The 16,486-nt window shown below is 71.2% G+C and carries 18 protein-coding genes; 13 read left to right on the top strand and 5 right to left on the bottom strand.

Translation table 11 applies throughout. From position 1 onward, the window contains the following. Window positions 1-106: 106 nt before the first annotated feature. The 4 genes from V6U86_RS20590 to V6U86_RS20575 all read left to right on the top strand — a co-directional run bounded on the left by V6U86_RS20590 (window position 107) and on the right by V6U86_RS20575 (window position 2,727). Window positions 107-556, top strand: coding sequence for a MarR family winged helix-turn-helix transcriptional regulator (locus V6U86_RS20590; protein ID WP_334505483.1), 450 nt, complete (start codon window positions 107-109; stop codon window positions 554-556). Window positions 557-629: 73 nt separating this feature from the next. Then, on the top strand, window positions 630-1,913 hold the full coding sequence (locus tag V6U86_RS20585) for an MFS transporter (protein ID WP_334505482.1): 1,284 nt from the start codon (window positions 630-632) through the stop codon (window positions 1,911-1,913). A gap of 96 nt (window positions 1,914-2,009) precedes the next feature. Continuing rightward, entirely contained in the window at window positions 2,010-2,519 is a 510-nt protein-coding gene (locus V6U86_RS20580; RefSeq protein ID WP_334505481.1) for a hypothetical protein, read from the top strand. Between the two features lie 13 nt (window positions 2,520-2,532). Further along, window positions 2,533-2,727: a 2'-5' RNA ligase family protein gene (locus V6U86_RS20575; RefSeq protein WP_442934981.1), complete on the top strand. Its 195-nt coding sequence runs from the start codon at window positions 2,533-2,535 to the stop codon at window positions 2,725-2,727. Here V6U86_RS20575 and V6U86_RS20570 read toward each other — a convergent pair. Next, window positions 2,697-3,464, bottom strand: a complete 768-nt coding sequence (locus V6U86_RS20570) for a GbsR/MarR family transcriptional regulator (protein ID WP_334505480.1) — start codon at window positions 3,462-3,464, stop codon at window positions 2,697-2,699. The genes V6U86_RS20575 and V6U86_RS20570 overlap by 31 nt on opposite strands. Window positions 3,465-3,705: 241 nt before the next feature. Here V6U86_RS20570 and V6U86_RS20565 point away from each other — a divergent pair, with 241 nt between their 5' ends. Together V6U86_RS20565 and V6U86_RS20560 are read left to right on the top strand one after the other, a co-directional pair. After that, window positions 3,706-4,371 carry a DUF4097 family beta strand repeat-containing protein gene (locus V6U86_RS20565; protein ID WP_334505479.1) on the top strand — a complete coding sequence of 222 codons (666 nt, stop codon included), beginning with the start codon at window positions 3,706-3,708 and terminating at the stop codon, window positions 4,369-4,371. 15 nt (window positions 4,372-4,386) lie between these two features. Beyond that, window positions 4,387-5,217: an alpha/beta fold hydrolase gene (locus V6U86_RS20560; protein ID WP_334505478.1), complete on the top strand. Its 831-nt coding sequence runs from the start codon at window positions 4,387-4,389 to the stop codon at window positions 5,215-5,217. A gap of 55 nt (window positions 5,218-5,272) precedes the next feature. Here V6U86_RS20560 and sepH read toward each other — a convergent pair whose 3' ends face one another. From sepH to V6U86_RS20545, 3 genes are all read right to left on the bottom strand, one after another. Next, entirely contained in the window at window positions 5,273-6,352 is a 1,080-nt protein-coding gene (gene sepH, locus V6U86_RS20555; RefSeq protein ID WP_334505477.1) for a septation protein SepH, read from the bottom strand. Between the two features lie 185 nt (window positions 6,353-6,537). Continuing rightward, window positions 6,538-7,665, bottom strand: a complete 1,128-nt coding sequence (gene serC / locus V6U86_RS20550) for a phosphoserine transaminase (RefSeq protein ID WP_334505476.1) — start codon at window positions 7,663-7,665, stop codon at window positions 6,538-6,540. Between the two features lie 195 nt (window positions 7,666-7,860). Next, a complete protein-coding gene (locus V6U86_RS20545) occupies window positions 7,861-8,967 on the bottom strand; it encodes a citrate synthase 2 (protein ID WP_210792504.1) in 1,107 nt (368 codons plus the stop codon). Window positions 8,968-9,245: 278 nt separating this feature from the next. Between V6U86_RS20545 and pdxH the strand changes: the two genes are divergently transcribed. From pdxH to V6U86_RS20510, 7 genes are all read left to right on the top strand, one after another. After that, window positions 9,246-9,875: a pyridoxamine 5'-phosphate oxidase gene (gene pdxH, locus V6U86_RS20540; RefSeq protein WP_334505615.1), complete on the top strand. Its 630-nt coding sequence runs from the start codon at window positions 9,246-9,248 to the stop codon at window positions 9,873-9,875. Further along, a complete protein-coding gene (locus tag V6U86_RS20535; protein WP_334505475.1) occupies window positions 9,872-11,170 on the top strand; it encodes an MFS transporter in 1,299 nt (432 codons plus the stop codon). The genes pdxH and V6U86_RS20535 overlap by 4 nt, the downstream gene beginning before the upstream one ends. A gap of 18 nt (window positions 11,171-11,188) precedes the next feature. Then, complete coding sequence (locus tag V6U86_RS20530; protein WP_334505474.1) at window positions 11,189-12,118, top strand: aldose 1-epimerase family protein; 930 nt, start codon at window positions 11,189-11,191, stop codon at window positions 12,116-12,118. Further along, window positions 12,118-12,720 carry a nitroreductase family protein gene (locus tag V6U86_RS20525; protein ID WP_334505473.1) on the top strand — a complete coding sequence of 201 codons (603 nt, stop codon included), beginning with the start codon at window positions 12,118-12,120 and terminating at the stop codon, window positions 12,718-12,720. The genes V6U86_RS20530 and V6U86_RS20525 overlap by 1 nt, the downstream gene beginning before the upstream one ends. A 187-nt stretch (window positions 12,721-12,907) precedes the next feature. Then, entirely contained in the window at window positions 12,908-13,213 is a 306-nt protein-coding gene (locus V6U86_RS20520) for a type II toxin-antitoxin system VapB family antitoxin (protein WP_030329612.1), read from the top strand. Between the two features lie 44 nt (window positions 13,214-13,257). Beyond that, window positions 13,258-14,421 carry an acyl-CoA dehydrogenase family protein gene (locus V6U86_RS20515; RefSeq protein WP_334505472.1) on the top strand — a complete coding sequence of 388 codons (1,164 nt, stop codon included), beginning with the start codon at window positions 13,258-13,260 and terminating at the stop codon, window positions 14,419-14,421. 99 nt (window positions 14,422-14,520) lie between these two features. Beyond that, on the top strand, window positions 14,521-15,354 hold the full coding sequence (locus tag V6U86_RS20510; protein WP_334505471.1) for a DUF4230 domain-containing protein: 834 nt from the start codon (window positions 14,521-14,523) through the stop codon (window positions 15,352-15,354). A gap of 637 nt (window positions 15,355-15,991) precedes the next feature. On the opposite strand, the gene V6U86_RS20505 is transcribed toward V6U86_RS20510, so the two are convergent. Then, a complete protein-coding gene (locus V6U86_RS20505) occupies window positions 15,992-16,201 on the bottom strand; it encodes a PspC domain-containing protein (protein ID WP_334505470.1) in 210 nt (69 codons plus the stop codon). Between the last annotated feature and the right edge of the window lie 285 nt (window positions 16,202-16,486).

The following is a 16,486-nucleotide window of genomic DNA, read 5'->3' as shown; positions in this document are numbered from 1 at the left end:
CGGGCGGGGAGTCGGTCAGGATTCCCCGCCCGTACCATCTGAATCCCCTCGTGAGCCTGGTCATAACGGATGTCGTTAGCCATGCTCATTAGTTAAGCTAACTACTGTGACGGAGCGGACGGTGACGGCGAAACGCGTGCCACCGGCGCAGCTGGCTCCCCAGCTGCGTGATGCGATCACCCGACTCAACCGACGGGTCCGACAAGCCCGGCCGGTCGGCGACCTCACGGTCACCCAGGTCTCCGCGCTCACCAGCCTGCGGCTGGCGGGCGCGATGACCCCCCGGGAACTGGCCGACGTGGAGCGGGTGCAGCCACCGACGATGACCAAGATCGTCGGGAAGTTGGAGGACCGCGGCCTCGTGCGGCGGACACCCCATCCGACCGACGGGCGGCAGGTCATCCTCGCGGCGACCGAAGGAGGGCAGGCCGTGCTCGACCAGTTCGAGCGGGCCCGCGACGAGTGGCTGGCCCACCGGCTGGCAGCACTCGACGAGGACGAACGGGAGACCCTGCAGAGGGCCGCCGAGATTCTTCAGCAGCTCGCTCGCGCCTGAGACGCACCCGCGCCACCGGGTCCGTGCCGTCACCTGTCGATGACGTGTACGTCCTGAAGGAGGCGCACCAAGAGTGCAGGCAAAGCTGAGCACGATGTTCCAGTCCCTACAGGTCCGCAACTACCGCCTCTTCGCATCCGGGCAGCTGATCAAGCTGATCGGCGTCTGGATGATGTTCATCGCCCAGGACTGGCTCGTCCTCGACCTCTCCAACAACTCGGCGACCGCGCTCGGCGTGGTCACCGCCTGCCAGTTCACCCCGGTGCTCCTGCTCACCCTGCTCTCCGGCCGACTCGCCGACCGGTACGACAAGCGGGTGCTGCTCTTCGTCGCCAATGCCTTCTGGAGCCTGCTGGCGCTCGGCATGTCCCTGCTGGTCCTCACCGACCTTGTTCAGCTCTGGCACGTGTTCGCCTTCGCCGCGCTGCTCGGCACCGCCAACGCCGTGGAGACCCCGGTGCGTCAGGCGTTCGTCTCCGAACTCGTCGGCACGCCCCTGCTGCCCAACGCGCTGTCGCTCAACGCCGCCGTGTTCAACTCCGCCCGGATCGTGGGCCCGGCCGTCGCCGGTCTGGCCATCGCCGCCTTCAACGTGGGCCCGGTCTTCCTCTTCACCGCGCTCAGTTCGATCGCGCCGCTGGTCAACGTGGTTCGGATGCGTACGTCCGAGCTGCACCGCGACGCCCTGCTTCCGCGCGACGAGCGGGCGTCCGCGAAGGTGGTCGACGGTCTGCGGTACGTGTGGCGCCGCCCCGACCTGCTGCTGCCGATGGCTGTCATGTCGGTGATCGGCATGTCGCTGTTCAACTTCCAGCTCACGCTGGCCGCGTTGGCCAAGACGGTCTTCCACACCGGGGCCGCGTCCTTCGGCCTGTTCAGCACCGCCCTGGCCGTCGGCGCACTCGGTGGCGCGCTCAGCGGCACCGGTCGGCGTAGTCGCCCGTCGGTCTGGCTGGTGCTGGGCGCGGCGATCGCCTGCGCCAGCTTCGGCACCCTGGTCGGGCTCGCCTCGGCGTACTGGTTGGTCGTGACGCTGCTGGTGCCGACCGGCTTCTTCATGGTCTTCTTCGCCCAGGCTGCCAACCAGCGGGTCCAGCTGGGTGTGGACGCGGCCTTCCGGGGGCGGGTGATGGCCCTGTGGGTGCTGGTGTTCCTGGGGACCAACCCGGTCGGCGCGCCGCTGATCGGCTGGGTCGCGGAGCACTTCGGTGCCGGTGCCAGCATCTGGATGGGCGGGCTCATCTCGCTCGCCGCCGCGCTGCTCGCCCTCACCTGGCAGCTGCGTCACTCCGGTGCCCGGCTGCGCTTCCGGGTGCTGCCGATGCCCCGTTTCTACGTCACCTCGACCGACTGCTGAGGTTTAGGGCGTGGTCCGGCCGCGTCCGGATGCGCGGATCGCGCGGATGCGGCCAAACCGCTGGCGGGGTGGCACGGTGGGGCTTAGCGTCGATACGTGGAGGTTGGACGCGCGCTGATGCTGGCCCTGGCGTTCCTTGCCGTGGCCATTCTGCCGGCGGCCTTCGCCCTGCTCTTCTGCTATGACGAGATCGTCGACCGGGTGGTCTGCGGCTGGTCCGAGTGGCGTGACCGCCGGCGGGAGAAGCGCACGATCGCCCGTCTCGACCGGGCCGTCGAGGCCGACGCGTTGACCCGGGACATCGACCTCAGCGAGTTCGACAGCGCTGACCGTCGGCCGCTGGAGCAGCTCGCCGCCGACCTGCGCCGGCTCGGCGGTCAGCGGATCGGCGGCACCGGCCGATCGATGGTCTGGCACAGCGCGCTGCTCCAGGCGTACGACGACCGGCTTCGCCTCGCCTGCCGTGCGCTCGGCGTCACCGAGCACCTCGCCGAGTTGGAGGGCGTCGACCAGGAGATCGAGCGGGTCCGGGTGGAGGGCGTGCTGCACGCCGCCGGGCTGGCTCTTCCGGCGGCCCGGGCCGGGCTCTGGCAGCGGCACCGCTGAACGGCCGCATGCTGTGCGACCGTTTCGGCCGCACCTGACCGTCGCCCGGCCCGGTGACCGGATGGACCCGGCCGACGTCGAGGCCGACCGGGCCAGCCTGGACGGGTACGAAGGGCCATCGTGGCCGGCGTCGAAGCTGCTGCTGGTGCGCAGCCACCTCGGCGACGGCCGACCGCGCTACGAGCGGATCGCCGCTTGGTCGCTGTGACCCGGCGGCATGTGGCTGGTCGCTGTGGAATGCCCGCTGCGGAGAACCTCGCGGGCCTGTTCGGCGGCGCGGGTGATGCTCTCGCTGATGAAATCGAGGAAGCGGGCGATGTTCTCCAGTCGGGCGGCGGCGGGGGTGTGCGCGCCGAGGAGAACGACACCCTGGCGTGCGGTCGCGACGAGATGGTCGTTGGCCCGGGCACTGGCGATCGTCGCCTGGTAGAAGAGGTCGTCGTCGACGACGTAGCGGTCGCGACGGCGTTCGTCGCGTTCGCGGCGGACGAGGCTCTGGCTCTCCAGGAAGGTGATCGCCTTGGAGATCGACGCCGGGCTGACCTGGAGGCGCCGGGCGAGTTCAGACGCGGTGAGGCTGCCTGAGTCGGTGAGGAACAGGTTGGTCAACACTCGGGCCCCCATCTTGTTCAGACCGGAGGCCATGAGGACGGTGGTGAACGCCTCCTCGTAGTCGGCCACGGCCTGGGTGTCGCGTCCGTCCTGTCGCGGGGCCGCCTCGGCACCACGGGAAGGGGCGGGCCTGCGCCGGTGGGCGCGGCGCTCGGTCGCGTGATGGGCCAGATCGGCGCGGTAGCCGGTGGGGCCGCCGTTGCGCATCACCTCGCGCGTGACCGTCGAGGTGGGACGGTCGAGGCGTCGGGCGATCTCGGCGTAGGGGAGGCTGTCGGCCAGCCCCAGCGCGATCTGTTGGCGTTCCTGCTGGGTGAGCCTGCCTCCCGGCATCGCGATCTCCCTCATGGTCCCCGTAGGGCGGCGCCCCTCGACGTGCGCCACCATAGCGTTAACCCGCACGTCAATGCAACGGCGACGTGAAATAGCGTTGCATTAGATTCAAGGCGGTTGCAACAATCTCACCAACCTGAGCTGCCCAAATACCCTTGGGCTGCAACAAGGCTGTTGCAAAAAGTGGAAAGCAACGTAGCGTTTCCCATATCAGAAACAAGCACCAACCTGGGAGAGCGCGATGCAGACGTTCGACACACCCGCCCCCGTCTCCGCCGTCCTGGACATCCCCGCCGGACGCATCCAGCTCATCGCCGCGGACCGCGCCGACACCACCGTCGAGGTTCTCCCGGCCGACCCCGCCAAGAGCAGCGACACGAGGGCCGCCGAGCAGACCACCGTTGCCTACGCCGACGGCGTCCTGCGCATCACGACCGCACGTCCCATCAACAAGCTCTTCGGCCCCTCCGGCTCTCTGGAGGTCACCGTCCGGGTGCCCGCAGGCTCCCACGTCGAGGCCAGGGCCGCCAGCGCCGAACTTCGGGGCGTCGGCCGCCTCGGCGACGTCGCCTTCGACGGGGCGTACCGGCAAATCAAGATTGACGAAGCAGCGAGTGTCCGCCTCACCGCGATCGACGGCGACGTCGAGATCGGCCGGCTCAACGGCCCCGCCGAGATCAGCACCGCGCGGGGTGACATCAGGGTCGCCGAGGCCATGCGCGGCCGGGTCGTCCTCCGTACCCAGTCCGGCGACATCTCGGTCGCGGCGGCGGCTGGCGTCTCGGCCGCCCTGGACGCCGGCACCGGCCACGGCCGCGTCAGCAACGCCCTCAAGAACGACGGCACCGTCGAGCTCGACATCCACGCCAGCACCCTGCAGGGCGATATCAACGCCCGCAGCCTCTGAAAAGGACGGATCGCGATGACGAACAACAACACGTCCTCGACCAGTTCGGCATGGACCGGCATGGTGCCGGTCGACGACACGGCCCTGGCCGTCACCGACACCGGCGGCCCCGGCATCCCGGTGGTCTACCTCAACGGCCAGTTCGCCACCCAGGGCTACTGGCGGCGGGTCATCGCCGAGCTGGGTACCGAATTCCGGCACATCACCTACGACGAGCGGGCCCGCGGCAGGAAGTCGAAGCGTTCAGCCGACTACTCGTTCGAGGCGGCCGTCCGCGACGTCGACGCCGTTCTCGCCGCCCGGGGGGTGGCCCGGGCGGTGCCGGTGGGCTGGTCCTACGGGGCGGTGGTCGGGGCGCACTGGGCCAACCGGAACCCGGAGCGGGCCCTGGGCGCGGTCCTGGTCGACGGCGCCTTCCCACACGACTGGCTCGACGAGGCCATGGCGCAGCGGATCCGCAAGATGTTCCGACGGATGAACCTGTTCATGCCGCTGCTGCGCCCGACCGGCCTGACCCCGCGGATGAACGCCGACCAGATGGCGGACAGCAACATCGAACTCGGCGAACTCTCCCGCGAGCGCGAACTGGGCCCGGTGCTGGACGCCATCAGCGTCCCGGTGCGGTACGTGGTCGCCTCGGGAACGTCCCTCGGCAGTCGTGGGAACGAACAGGAGCAGATCCGCACCAGCCTCGACGCGGTGACCGTCCGCAACCCGCACATCACCATCGGGGCAAAGGTCGCCAGTAACCACGGGGCGATCCTCAAGAAGGACTTCCGCGCTGTCGCCGAGGCCGTGCGCGGGGTCGCCACCCCTCATCGCGAAGGCGTCGGAGACATTCGGTGAGGTCCGAACGCCCGCGCTGACGGGTGACGCACTGTCACCCGTCAACGCGGAAGCGTCAGGAGGACTCGCGGGCGGCCGGGCCGCTGCCGAAGAGCACGTCGTCCCAGCTCGGCAGCCGCTTGCGTGGCTTGCCGTTGGCGTCGGTGGACTCGCCGCCGGCGGCCGCCGCAGCGCCCGTCCGGCGGGGCCGCAGCACCGCCAGCGACGGCACGGCCGGCACCTCCTTGGGCGCGTCCGAATCGTCGTCGAAGGCCGAGCCCTGACCACCGCCGAGTAGCGCGGCCGCACCTCCACCGACCGGCCGCTGCCGGGGCGCGTCCGACCCGGCAAGGGCAGCCGGGGTACGCGGCTCCAGCCCGCGACCCGACGAACCGCCGAGCGGACGGTCCAGGGAGGCGAGCAGCGCGTCGCGACCGGCCCGGATCGGATCACGGCCAGGGCGCGGGTGCTCGGACGCCGCCGGCAACCCGTGCCCACCACGGCTCGGCTCACCACGCGACGGACCCGGCAGGGCATGCCCGCCCCGCTCCGGTGCCGGCTCCTGGCCGAGGATCGGCGTGGGCCGCTCGGCGCACAGGTACTGCGCCATGTCGTCGTGCGGCGTGACCACCTGCCGGGCCTTGTCCATGTCCCAGATGGCCTGCGCGGTGGCCTTGCCCGACGGCCAGGTGGCGATGATCCGCCAGGTGCCGTCGTCACGCCGGTACGCGTCCCAGGAGATCTTTTCGGTGTCGATGCCGTGCTGGCTCAACCGGCCGTTGACCACCTCGGCGAGCGGGGTGGGCTTCTCCGCGCCCTTGAGTCGGGTGCGCCGGGCGTGCTGGGCGAGCATCGCCCGCTCCTGCAACACCGGGCCGGCATAGCGCAGCACCCGGTCGACCGGCACCCCGGCGATCCGGGCGACGTCTTCCGCGGACTCACCGGAGCGGATGCGGGCCTGGATGTCCCGAGGGGACAGTGAGGGAACCGGGTCGACGGTGCTCGGTGCTACCGCGAGCGGTGGGGCACCCGGCTCCGGGTGCATCACACCGGCGATGCGTTCGTCGATCGGCAGGGCGAGGAGGCGCCCAACCTCGTCGGCGAGCACCAGCGCCTGGCCGTCCTCGGAGAGGGCGACGAAGCGTACTGGGCGCATAACGTTGCCTCCGTCCCGCTTCGCTGGCCGCACACCACGAGTCGGCCACCCAGGCGTCTCGGACCACCGTACGCGCATCTGTCTCGGGGTGGGGGAAGCGACACCCCGCATGTCGTGACTGAGCTGCGGCGATGATCACGGTCGGTGTCCGTGGAGGCCCCCACGGACACCGACCGTGACGAACCTCAGAGTCGCTCGACCACGTAGTCGATGGACGCGGTCAGCGCCTCGACATCGGCCGGCTCGACGGCCGGGAACAGCGCCACCCGCAACTGGTTGCGACCGAGCTTGCGGTAGGGCTCGGTGTCGACGATGCCGTTGGCGCGCAGCGCCTTGGCGATCGCCGTGGCGTCCACCCCGTCGGCGAAGTCGATGGTGGCGACCACGTTGGAGCGCAGCGCCGGGTCGGTGACGAACGGGGTGGCCACGCTGGACCGCTCGGCCCAGCCGTAGACCGCGGCCGCGCTCTCGGCGGTGCGCTTCGCCGCCCAGGCCAGACCGCCCTGCACGTTCATCCAGTCGGTCTGCTCGGCGGCCAGGAAGATGGTGGCCAGCGCCGGGGTGTTGTAGGTCTGCTCCAGCCGCGAGTTGTCGATCGCGGTGACCAGGTCGAGGAAGGCGGGGATGTAGCGCCCGGACGCCTTGATCTCGGCGGCCCGGTCCAGTGCGGCCGGGGACATCAGGGCCAGCCAGAGACCACCGTCGGAGCCGAAGCACTTCTGCGGAGCGAAGTAGTAGACGTCGGTCTCGCCGACGTTGACCTCCAGGCCACCCGCGCCGGAGGTCGCGTCGACCAGCAGCAGGGCGCCCTCGTCGGCCCCGGCCACCCGGCTGATCGGAACGGCCACACCTGTCGAGGTCTCGTTCTGCGGCGTCGCGTACGCGTCCACGCCGGACTCGGCGACCAGGGTCGGGGCGCTGCCCGCGTCGGCCTTGCGGACGGTCGGCTCACCCAGGAACGGGGCGTCCTTGACCGACTTGGCGAACTTGGCGCCGAACTCGCCGAAGCTGGCGAACTGGGCCCGGTCGCGGATCAGGCCGAAGGTGGCGACCTCCCAGAACGCGGTGGTGCCACCGTTGCCGATCACCACCTCGTAGCCCTCGGGCAGCGAGAAGAACTCGGCGATGCCGGAGCGCAGCCGGGCCACCTGGTCACGGACCGTCTTCTGCCGGTGCGAAGTGCCAAGGTAGGTGGTCGCGACCTCGGCGAGAGCGGACACCGCCGCCGGGCGGACCTTGGACGGGCCGCAGCCGAAGCGTCCGTCGGCGGGCTTGATCTCATCGGGAATCCGGATGATCGGTGCGTCAGCCACGGTCTTGAAGATCCTTCCGCAAGGGCGAGGGCGGGCCCGGCGACACTGCCGGCCCTCATCCTCGCACCCGGACCGGACGCCGATGGGCGGGGTCCCGGCGGTCGGCCTGAGTCCTTCGCCACAGTCGGCACGGGCAGCCGCAGAAAAGGGCCCCTCCCCGACGCCCGGCGTCGGAGAAGGGCCCTTACCTACCGCTCAGACGCCGTGCGGAATGGCCGCCCAGCCCTCGACGTCGGACGGCTTGCGGGTCTCCGGGCCGACGTAGCGGGCGGACGGGCGGACCAGCCGCTGGAGGCGCTTCTGCTCCAGGATGTGCGCGCTCCAGCCGCCCATCCGGGCACAGGTGAACATCGAGGTGAACATGTGCGCCGGCACCTCGGCGAAGTCCAGCACCACGGCCGACCAGAACTCGACGTTGGTGGCCAGCACCCGGTCCGGGCGGCGGGCCTGAAGCTCGGCGAGGGCGGCCTTCTCCAGCGCCTCGGCGATCTCGAAGCGTGGCGCGCCCAGCTCCTTGGCCGTGCGCCGGAGCACCCGGGCGCGCGGGTCCTCGGCACGGTAGACACGGTGGCCGAAGCCCATCAACCGCTCGCCGCGGTCCAGGACGCCCTTGACGTAGCCCTCCGCGTCGCCGCTGCGCTCCACCGCCTCCAGCATGCTGAGCACCCGGGACGGGGCGCCGCCGTGCAGCGGGCCGGAGAGGGCGCCGATGCCGGAGGAGATGCAGGCAGCCGCGTCCGCCCCGGTGGAGGCGACGATGCGAGCGGTGAAGGTGGACGCGTTCAGGCCGTGCTCGGCGGCCGAGATGAAGTACGCGTCGACGGCCTTGACGTGCCGCGGGTCGGGCTCGCCGCGCCAGCGCTTCATGAACCGCTCGACGATGGTCTGCGCCTTGTCGATCTCCTTCTGCGGCACCGCCGGCAGGCCGAGGCCGCGAGCGGACTGGGCGACGAACGAGAGCGCGGTCACCGAGACCCGGGCGAGATCCTCACGGGCCTGCTCGTCGGAGATGTCCAGCAGTTGGTCGAGGCCCCAGTACGGGGCCAGCATGGCGACCGCGGACTGCACGTCGACGCGGATGTCACCGGAGTGCACCGGCACCGGGAACGGCTCCGCCGGCGGCAGGCCCGGCCCGAACCGGCCGTCGACCAGCAGCGCCCAGACGTTACCGAACGACACCTGGCCGATCAGATCCTCGATGTCGACTCCGCGATAGCGCAGCGCGCCGCCCTCACGGTCAGGTTCGGCGATCTCGGTCTCGAAGGCGACGACGCCCTCCAGCCCGGGTTTGAAATCGGCCATGTCGCTCTCCTGGATCTGGTCGGTGCGCCCGATCGCTCATCCGGCCCGATCGGCCGAGCGCCTTAGGCAACCCTCAGGGATGTGTTCGGAACATACTGCCTGCTGAGTAAGGGATACGCGACCCGCTGCGACTGTGCTGCACGCGACATCCCCGGACGCGCATTCTCCGCTCCGCTCAGTGAGACTGGGCAGGGTGCGCTGGCCAGCGCGGGAGGGTGCTGGCGGGGCCCCCGAGAAGGAGTGGGGACGTGACGGGTGACACACCCGCCCCGGCCGCGATGCGTAACGAGTACGCCGCGGACCTGGGCCTGACCGAAGCTGACCTGGCCGTCGACTGGCACACCCAGTTCGACAGCTGGTTCGCCGACGCGGTGGCCTTCGGGCTGCCCGAACCGAACGCCATGGTGGTGGGCACCGCCGACTCGGCCGGCCGGCCGAGCGGGCGGACGGTGCTGCTGAAGGGGTACGACCCGGAGGGCTTCGTCTTCTACACCAACCACCTGTCGCGCAAGGGCGTCGAGGCGACCGCCAACCCGTACGCCAGCCTGGTCTTTCCGTGGTTTCCCATGCAGCGTCAGGTGGTGGTCGCCGGGCGGGTCGCGCACATCGACCGCGCGACGAGCGAGGCGTACTTCGCCAGTCGACCGCGTGGCTCCCAACTGGGTGCCTGGGCCAGCCCGCAGTCGCAGGTCGTGTCGGGCCGGGCGGTGCTGGAGGATCGGTACCGGGAGGCGGCCGAGCGGTTCGCCGGTCGGGCCGACATCCCCACCCCGTCGCACTGGGGTGGGCTGCGGGTCCAACCCGAGTCGGTGGAGTTCTGGCAGGGTCGGGCCGGCCGGCTGCACGACCGGCTCCGCTTCCGTCGCCTCGACGAGGGTGGCTGGATCGTCGAGCGGTTGGCGCCGTGACGGGGGTGCAGGAGACCCGGCCGCGCGCAGCGCGCCGCTGGGCGATCGACGTGCGTCCGCTGCGGGTTCCGGCGTACCGGCGGCTCTGGCTCGGCAACACGGTGGCGATGTTCGGCTTCCAGTTCACCGCCGTCGCGGTGCCGGTGGAGATGTACGCCCTGACCCGGGACTCGTTCTGGGTGGGCCTGCTGGGGGTTGCTGCCTTCGTACCGTTGCTGGTCTTCGGGCTCTGGGGCGGCGCGGTCGCCGACGCCCGCGACCGACGTGCGGTGCTGCTCGGTGGCTCATTGTTGCTTTGGGCATCCACCCTCGGCCTGCTGGTCCAGGCGCTGTTGAACGTGGGCAGCCCGGTGCTGCTGCTGGCGTTGATGGCGGTGCAGTCGGTGGCCTTCGCGATCAGCTCGCCGGCCCGCAGCGCCATGCTGCCCCGGCTGGTGCCGGAAGACCTGGTGGTGTCCGCGTCCACACTGAACTACACGACCTTCACCGCCGCCTCGGTCGCCGGCCCGCTCGCCGCCGGCCTGATCCTCGCCGCCTCGCCGGACACCACGGTGGTCCTCCCGATCGCGTACGGGCTGGACGCGGTGCTGTTCACCGCGATGCTCTGGGCCGCGCTACGGCTGCCCTCGCTCCCGCCCGAGCCCACCGCCGACGGCCAGGCCCGGCGGGCCGGTCTGGCCAGCGTCATCGACGGATTTCGCTACCTGGCCACCACCCCGGTCCTGCTGCTGTCCTTCGGGGTGGACCTGATCGCGATGATCCTGGCCATGCCACGGGCGCTCTTCCCGGAGATCGCCCACGAGCGGTTCGGCGGCGGTGGCGCGGTCGGCCTGCTCTACAGCGCCATCGCGATCGGCTCGATGATCGGTGGGCTGACCTCCGGCTGGATCGGTCGGATCCGCCGGCAGGGGCTCGGCCTGGTGCTCGCGGTGGTCGGCTGGGGCCTGGCGATCGCGGCGGCGGGGTTGGCCCACCAGCTCTGGCTGATTGTCGTGCTGCTCGCCGTGGCCGGCGCCGCCGACCTGATCAGCGCGGTGCTGCGCCAGTCGATGTTGTTGGTCTACGCACCGGACCGGATGCGCGGCCGACTCCAGGGCGTCAACACGGTCGTGGTGGCCGGTGGCCCACGCCTGGGCGACCTGCGCGCCGGCACCATGGCCGCCGGGTTCGGTGGCGGGGTGGCCTGGGTGGCCGGTGGGCTCGCCTCCGCGGTGCTCGTGGTGGTGCTCGCTGTCGCGTTCCCGGCGCTGCTGCGCTACCGGGCGGCGACGGCGTCGAGCGACGACAGGGCCTGACCGGTTAGGGTCGCCGGCATGGAAAGCCCCGATCAGCGCCCGTTCTCCGGCGCCCAGTGGACCATCGCCGCCGCCGGCCACGAGGCTGTCATCGTGGAGGTCGGCGGTGGGCTCCGGACGTACCGGCACGACGGTGTCGACCTGGTCGACGGGTACCAGACCGACGAGGTCTGCCCCGGTTGCACCGGGCAGGTGCTGGCGCCCTGGCCGAACCGGATCCGCGATGGTCGCTACTCGTTCGGCGGGCGGGCGCACCAGCTCGCACTGACCGAGCCGGAGCGGCACGTGGCCATCCACGGGCTGGTCAACTGGGTGCCGTGGCAGTTGTTGGAGCAGTCGGCGGACGCGGTGACGGTCGGCTACGACCTGCCGCCGCAGCTCGGCTACCCGTGGCCGCTGCGGCTGCGCAGCCGGTGGAGCGTCGACGCGGACGGGCTACGCGTCGAGCACGAGGTGACCAACATCGGCGCGGAGCTGGCCCCGTTCGGCTTCTCCGTGCACCCGTACCTGCAACTGCCGGGCGTGGCGGTGGACGACCTGGTGCTGCGGCTGCCCACCCGCAGTCGGGTGCTGGTGGACGGTCGGCTGCTGCCGGTGGGGGTCACCCCGGTAACCGGCACCGAGTACGACTGGACCAGCCCTCGCCGGATCGGCGCGGCCGTGCTGGACTCCTGCTTCGGTGAGGTGATCCGGGACGCCGACGGCGGTTCGTCGGTGAGCCTCTCCGCGCCGGACGGTTCGACCGGGGTGAGCATCTGGGCGGATGCCGAGTTCGGTTGGTGGCAGGTGTTCACCGGGGATGCCCTCACCGGCGAGCGGCACCGCCGCTCGGTGGCGATCGAGCCGATGACCTGCCCACCGGACGCGTTCCGGTCGGGCAAGGATCTGCTCACGCTCAAGCCCGGCACGACCTGGCGAGGTGCCTGGGGCATCCGCCCCGGCGCCTGATGGAGTTCGCCGAGGTCGTCCGCCGTCGGCGGATGGTGCGCAACTACGACCCGGACCGTCCGGTCCCGCCCGACGTGGTGGACCGGTTGCTCGACCACGCGGTCCGCGCGCCGTCGGCCGGCTTCGCCCAGGGTTGGGGCTTCCTGGTGTTGGAGGAGCTGGCCGATCGGGACCGGTTCTGGACTGCCACCACCCCCGACGGGGGTGGGCGGGAGCGTTGGCTCGCGGGCATGCGCCGAGCACCCCTGATCGTGGTGCCGCACGCCAACGAGTCGGCCTACCTGCGGCGGTACGCGGAACCGGACAAGGGCTGGACGGATCAGTCCACGGACCGGTGGCCGGTGCCGTACTGGCACGTGGACGCCGGCTTCGCGGCGTTGCTGATGCTGCTCACCGCCGTGGACGAGGGACTGGGGGCATGCTTCTTCGGCATTCCGCCGCAGCGGCTCACCGCCTACCGGGACGCGTTCGGCGTGCCGGCGGAGTATCAACCCATCGGTGCCGTCACAATCGGTTACCGGGCGGCTGACCATCGGTCACCGTCGTTGCGCCGTGGCCGTCGCCCGATGGACGAGGTCGTACGGCGCGGCCGGTGGAACTGAGGCGGACGTCCCGTTCGTCCGGTTGAGGATCGGACGAGCGATAGCGAAACTGACATCAGGGAGCAGAACGCAGCGTGCGCTGGGCGGCTAGGCTGGCACGGTCATCGGTGCCGCGCCGCGCGGTGCCCGCCGCGGCCCGGCTCGGCGCCGTCGGTCGGCCCGGCCACGGGGAGGGGAGCGTGCCGTCGTGATCTTCAGAGCGGTCCGGGACGGGCGTCCCTATCCGGAGCACAATCTGACGCTCAAGCAGTGGGCGGAGATCCCGCCGCGGCCACTGCGCCTGGATCAGATGATCACCACCAAGCGTGAGCTGGCGCTGGACAAGCTCCTCGCTGAGGATTCCACCTTCTACGGTGACCTCTTCCCGCACGTCGTGCAGTGGAACGGCGGGCTCTACCTGGAGGACGGGCTGCACCGGGCGCTGCGCGCCGCCCTCCAGCAGCGCAACCAGATCCACGCGCGGGTGCTGGTGCTCTCCGAGCCCATCGAGTGACGAGCCCTTCTTCCGCGCGCTGAACCTTCGTTAGGGTGGCGTCCATGACCGCTCCGCTGGACCTGCTCGACCTGGACCCGTCGCTCAGCGAAGAGGAGCGGCAGGTCCGTGACGTCGTCCGCCAACTCGTCGACGACCGGGTGCGGCCCCACGTCGCCGACTGGTACGAGGACGGCCGGGTGCCCGCCCGGGAGCTCGCCCGCGAGTTCGGCAAACTCGGCCTGCTCGGCATGCACCTGACCGGCTACGGCTGCGCCGGCACCTCCGCGGTCGCCTACGGGCTCGCCTGCCAGGAGCTGGAATCCGGCGACTCCGGCGTCCGCTCCCTGGTCTCCGTGCAGGGATCGCTCGCCATGTACGCCATCTGGCGCTACGGCAGCGAGGAGCAGAAGCAACGCTGGCTGCCGTCGATGGCCACCGGTGAGGCGATCGGCTGCTTCGGCCTGACCGAACCGGACCACGGCTCCGACCCCGCCTCGATGGCCACCCGGGCCCGCCGCGACGGCGACGACTGGGTGCTCACCGGCGGGAAGATGTGGATCACCAACGCGCCGATCGCGGACGTCGCGGTGATCTGGGCGCGCACCGACCAGGGCGTACGGGGTTTCGCCGTACCCATGGACACGCCCGGCGTCACGGCCCGGGAGATCCGCCGCAAGATGTCGCTGCGCGCGTCGGTGACCGGTGAGATCGTGCTCGACGACGTCCGGCTCCCGGCCGACGCCCAACTGCCCGAGGCGGTCGGGCTCAAGGCGCCGCTGAGCTGCCTCACCGAGGCCCGCTACGGCATCGTCTGGGGCGCGGTCGGCGCGGCCCGCGACTGCCTGGAAACCACACTGGCGTACGCGACCACCCGCACCCAGTTCGGTCGCCCACTGGCCGGCTTCCAGCTCACCCAGGCGAAGCTCGCCGACATGGCCGTCGAGCTGGTGAAGGGGCAGCTGCTCGCGCTGCACCTGGGTCGGCTCGCCGACGCTCAGCGGCTGCGGCCCGAGCAGGTCAGCGTGGGCAAACTGAACAACGTGCGGGAGGCACTGGCCATCGCCAGGCAGTGCCGCACGATCCTCGGCGCCAACGGCGTCTCCGGCGAATATCCGGTGATGCGGCACGCCAACAACCTGGAGAGCGTGCTGACCTACGAGGGCACCTCGGAGATCCACCAACTGGTCATCGGGCAGCGGCTCACCGGGCTCTCCGCGTTCGCCTGACCTGCTCGTTCGTCACTTCCTGGCGCTCGCCGCGCGACTGTCGTATCGGGGCCGTACCGTCATTGACAGACGACGTGTCTGACGAGGACGGTGAGCGTGATGGCCCGCGACGCTGGCAGCAACGAGCCCACGAGGGAGTTCCCCGGTTACCCGACCGGTGACGACCTCAAGGTGCGGTCGACAGCGACACCCGAGTGGACCGCGGACACCCCGGAGGGCCCCGACGACCCCGCCGGACCGGCTGGTCCCGGTGGTCCGACGACCGGTGGCGACGGCACCGGCGGCGGTGGCGGTGGAGCGGCCCGAGGTCTGCTCATGCTGCTCGGCGCCGCCGCGCTGGCCGTGGTCGTGCTACTCGGTATCCAGGCGACCGGCATCCTGCCGGAGTTCCGCAACCCGTTCGCCAAGGAGCAGACCGACCGCAGTCAGCCACCGCTGCTGAAGTCGATCCAGGACCTCAGCCGCTACGTGGCCGCCGAAGGCAACTTCCAGGTCGTGGTCGACACGCAGAACGACCGGCGCAACGTTCCGGACTTCCTACTCAACGAGCGCACCCTGTTCGTCGGTGCCGGCAGCGTCGAGGCCTACGTCGACTTCACCAAGATCGGTGAGGGTGCTGTCGTCCAGTCCGCCGACGGCAAGTCCGTCGAGATCAAGCTGCCCGCGCCGCAGTTCGGCGAGACCAACCTCGACATGGAGAAGAGCTACGTCTTCGCCGAGCAGCGCGGCCTGCTCAACCGACTCGGTGACCTGGTCGGCAACGACCCCAACCGGCAGCAGCAGGTCTACCAGCTCGCCGAGGACCGGATCACCGCCGCCGCCCGGGACAGCGGGCTCTCCGCCCGAGCCGAGGAGAACACCCGCAAGATGCTGGAGGGGCTGCTCCGCTCCCCCGGCTTCCACCAGGTCCCGATCACCTACACCGCCCCCTGACCTCCCCCACCCCCGTACGCCGAAGCGCCCGCCCCGCCCCCATCGGGGCGGGCGCTCCCGCATGCTGCCCCCGCAGCCGGCCCCGCGTTGCTGGTCCTGCGCGGCCCGTCCTGCGGCTGTCCCGCGCGGCCCGTCCTGCGGCTGGTCCTGCGGCTGGTCCTGCGTGGCTGGTTCCGTGCGACTGGTCCCGCGCGGCCCGTCCTGCGGCTGTCCCGCGCGGCCGGTCCCGGCGGCAGTCGGTCCTGCGGCTGTCCCGCGCGGCCGATCTCGCGCGGCTGGTCCTGCGTGGCGGGGCCCGGTGGCGGCTGCTCCCGTGAGGTTGGGTCCGCGCGGCTGCTCCCGTGGGGTTGGGTCCGCGCGGCTGGTCCCGGTGGCGGCTGGTCCCGCGCTGCTGGTCCTGCGTGGCTGGTTCCGCGCTGCTGGTCCTGCGTGGCTGGTTCCGCGCGACTGGGTCCCATCCGGCCGGTCCCGTGGCGGCTGATCCCGTGGCCCCAGCGCCCCCCGACGGAGATCGACCGCCGATTTGCCGCATTTGAGGTGCCGGCGCTGCCGCGATACAAGCAATCTTGGACAGTTTCCGTTAGCGCCTAACGGAAACTGTCCAAGATCTCTGCTTACGGGGGCGTGCGGGGCGAGATTAGTGTCCGGTGGAGGCGAGGTAGCGGTCCTCGTTCGGCATCAGCACCCACAGGATCAGGTAGACGATCACCTGTGTGCCGGGCAGCAGCAACGACAGCAGGAACAGCAGTCGGACCATTCCGGTCGACATGCCGAACCGCCGCCCGAGGCCGGCGCAGACACCGGCGATCATGCGCCCCTCGCGGGGTCGGACCAGTTTGCGACTCATCGTCGTACTCCCACTCTGCGGCGGTGCGCCGCGTCTGCAATCCACGGTAGAAACGGATGACCGCCTCGCCCTCGGTCCCGAGGAGGAGCGGCAACCTGTGGACCCGTAGGTGCTTTACCCGGGCAAGCCCCCGCTGACGCCTCCCGCGCCCGCCCCGCCGCTGCCCGCCCCGCCGCTGCCCGCCCCGCCGCTGCCCGCCCCGCCGCTGCCCGCCCCGCCGCTGCCCGCCCCGCCGCTGCCCGCCCCGCCGCTGCCCGCCCCGCCGCTGCCCGCCCCGCCGCTGCC

Source organism: Micromonospora sp. CPCC 205558, from assembly GCF_036902955.1.
Taxonomy (GTDB): domain Bacteria; phylum Actinomycetota; class Actinomycetes; order Mycobacteriales; family Micromonosporaceae; genus Micromonospora.
Note: the sequence above shows the minus strand (reverse complement) of the source record. Positions and strands in the feature narration are given on the sequence as shown.

Bases quoted from the DNA above. Each gene is read 5' to 3' on its own strand.
- V6U86_RS20570 (WP_334505480.1), bottom strand. From the start codon at position 3,464: ATGCCGGGAGGCAGGCTCACCCAGCAGGAACGCCAACAGATCGCGCTG.
- V6U86_RS20565 (WP_334505479.1), top strand. From the start codon at position 3,706: ATGCAGACGTTCGACACACCCGCCCCCGTCTCCGCCGTCCTGGACATC.
- V6U86_RS20560 (WP_334505478.1), top strand. From the start codon at position 4,387: ATGACGAACAACAACACGTCCTCGACCAGTTCGGCATGGACCGGCATG.
- sepH (WP_334505477.1), bottom strand. From the start codon at position 6,352: ATGCGCCCAGTACGCTTCGTCGCCCTCTCCGAGGACGGCCAGGCGCTG.
- V6U86_RS20545 (WP_210792504.1), bottom strand. From the start codon at position 8,967: ATGGCCGATTTCAAACCCGGGCTGGAGGGCGTCGTCGCCTTCGAGACC.
- pdxH (WP_334505615.1), top strand. From the start codon at position 9,246: ATGCGTAACGAGTACGCCGCGGACCTGGGCCTGACCGAAGCTGACCTG.
- V6U86_RS20530 (WP_334505474.1), top strand. From the start codon at position 11,189: ATGGAAAGCCCCGATCAGCGCCCGTTCTCCGGCGCCCAGTGGACCATC.
- V6U86_RS20525 (WP_334505473.1), top strand. From the start codon at position 12,118: ATGGAGTTCGCCGAGGTCGTCCGCCGTCGGCGGATGGTGCGCAACTAC.
- V6U86_RS20515 (WP_334505472.1), top strand. From the start codon at position 13,258: ATGACCGCTCCGCTGGACCTGCTCGACCTGGACCCGTCGCTCAGCGAA.
- V6U86_RS20510 (WP_334505471.1), top strand. From the start codon at position 14,521: ATGGCCCGCGACGCTGGCAGCAACGAGCCCACGAGGGAGTTCCCCGGT.
- V6U86_RS20505 (WP_334505470.1), bottom strand. From the start codon at position 16,201: ATGAGTCGCAAACTGGTCCGACCCCGCGAGGGGCGCATGATCGCCGGT.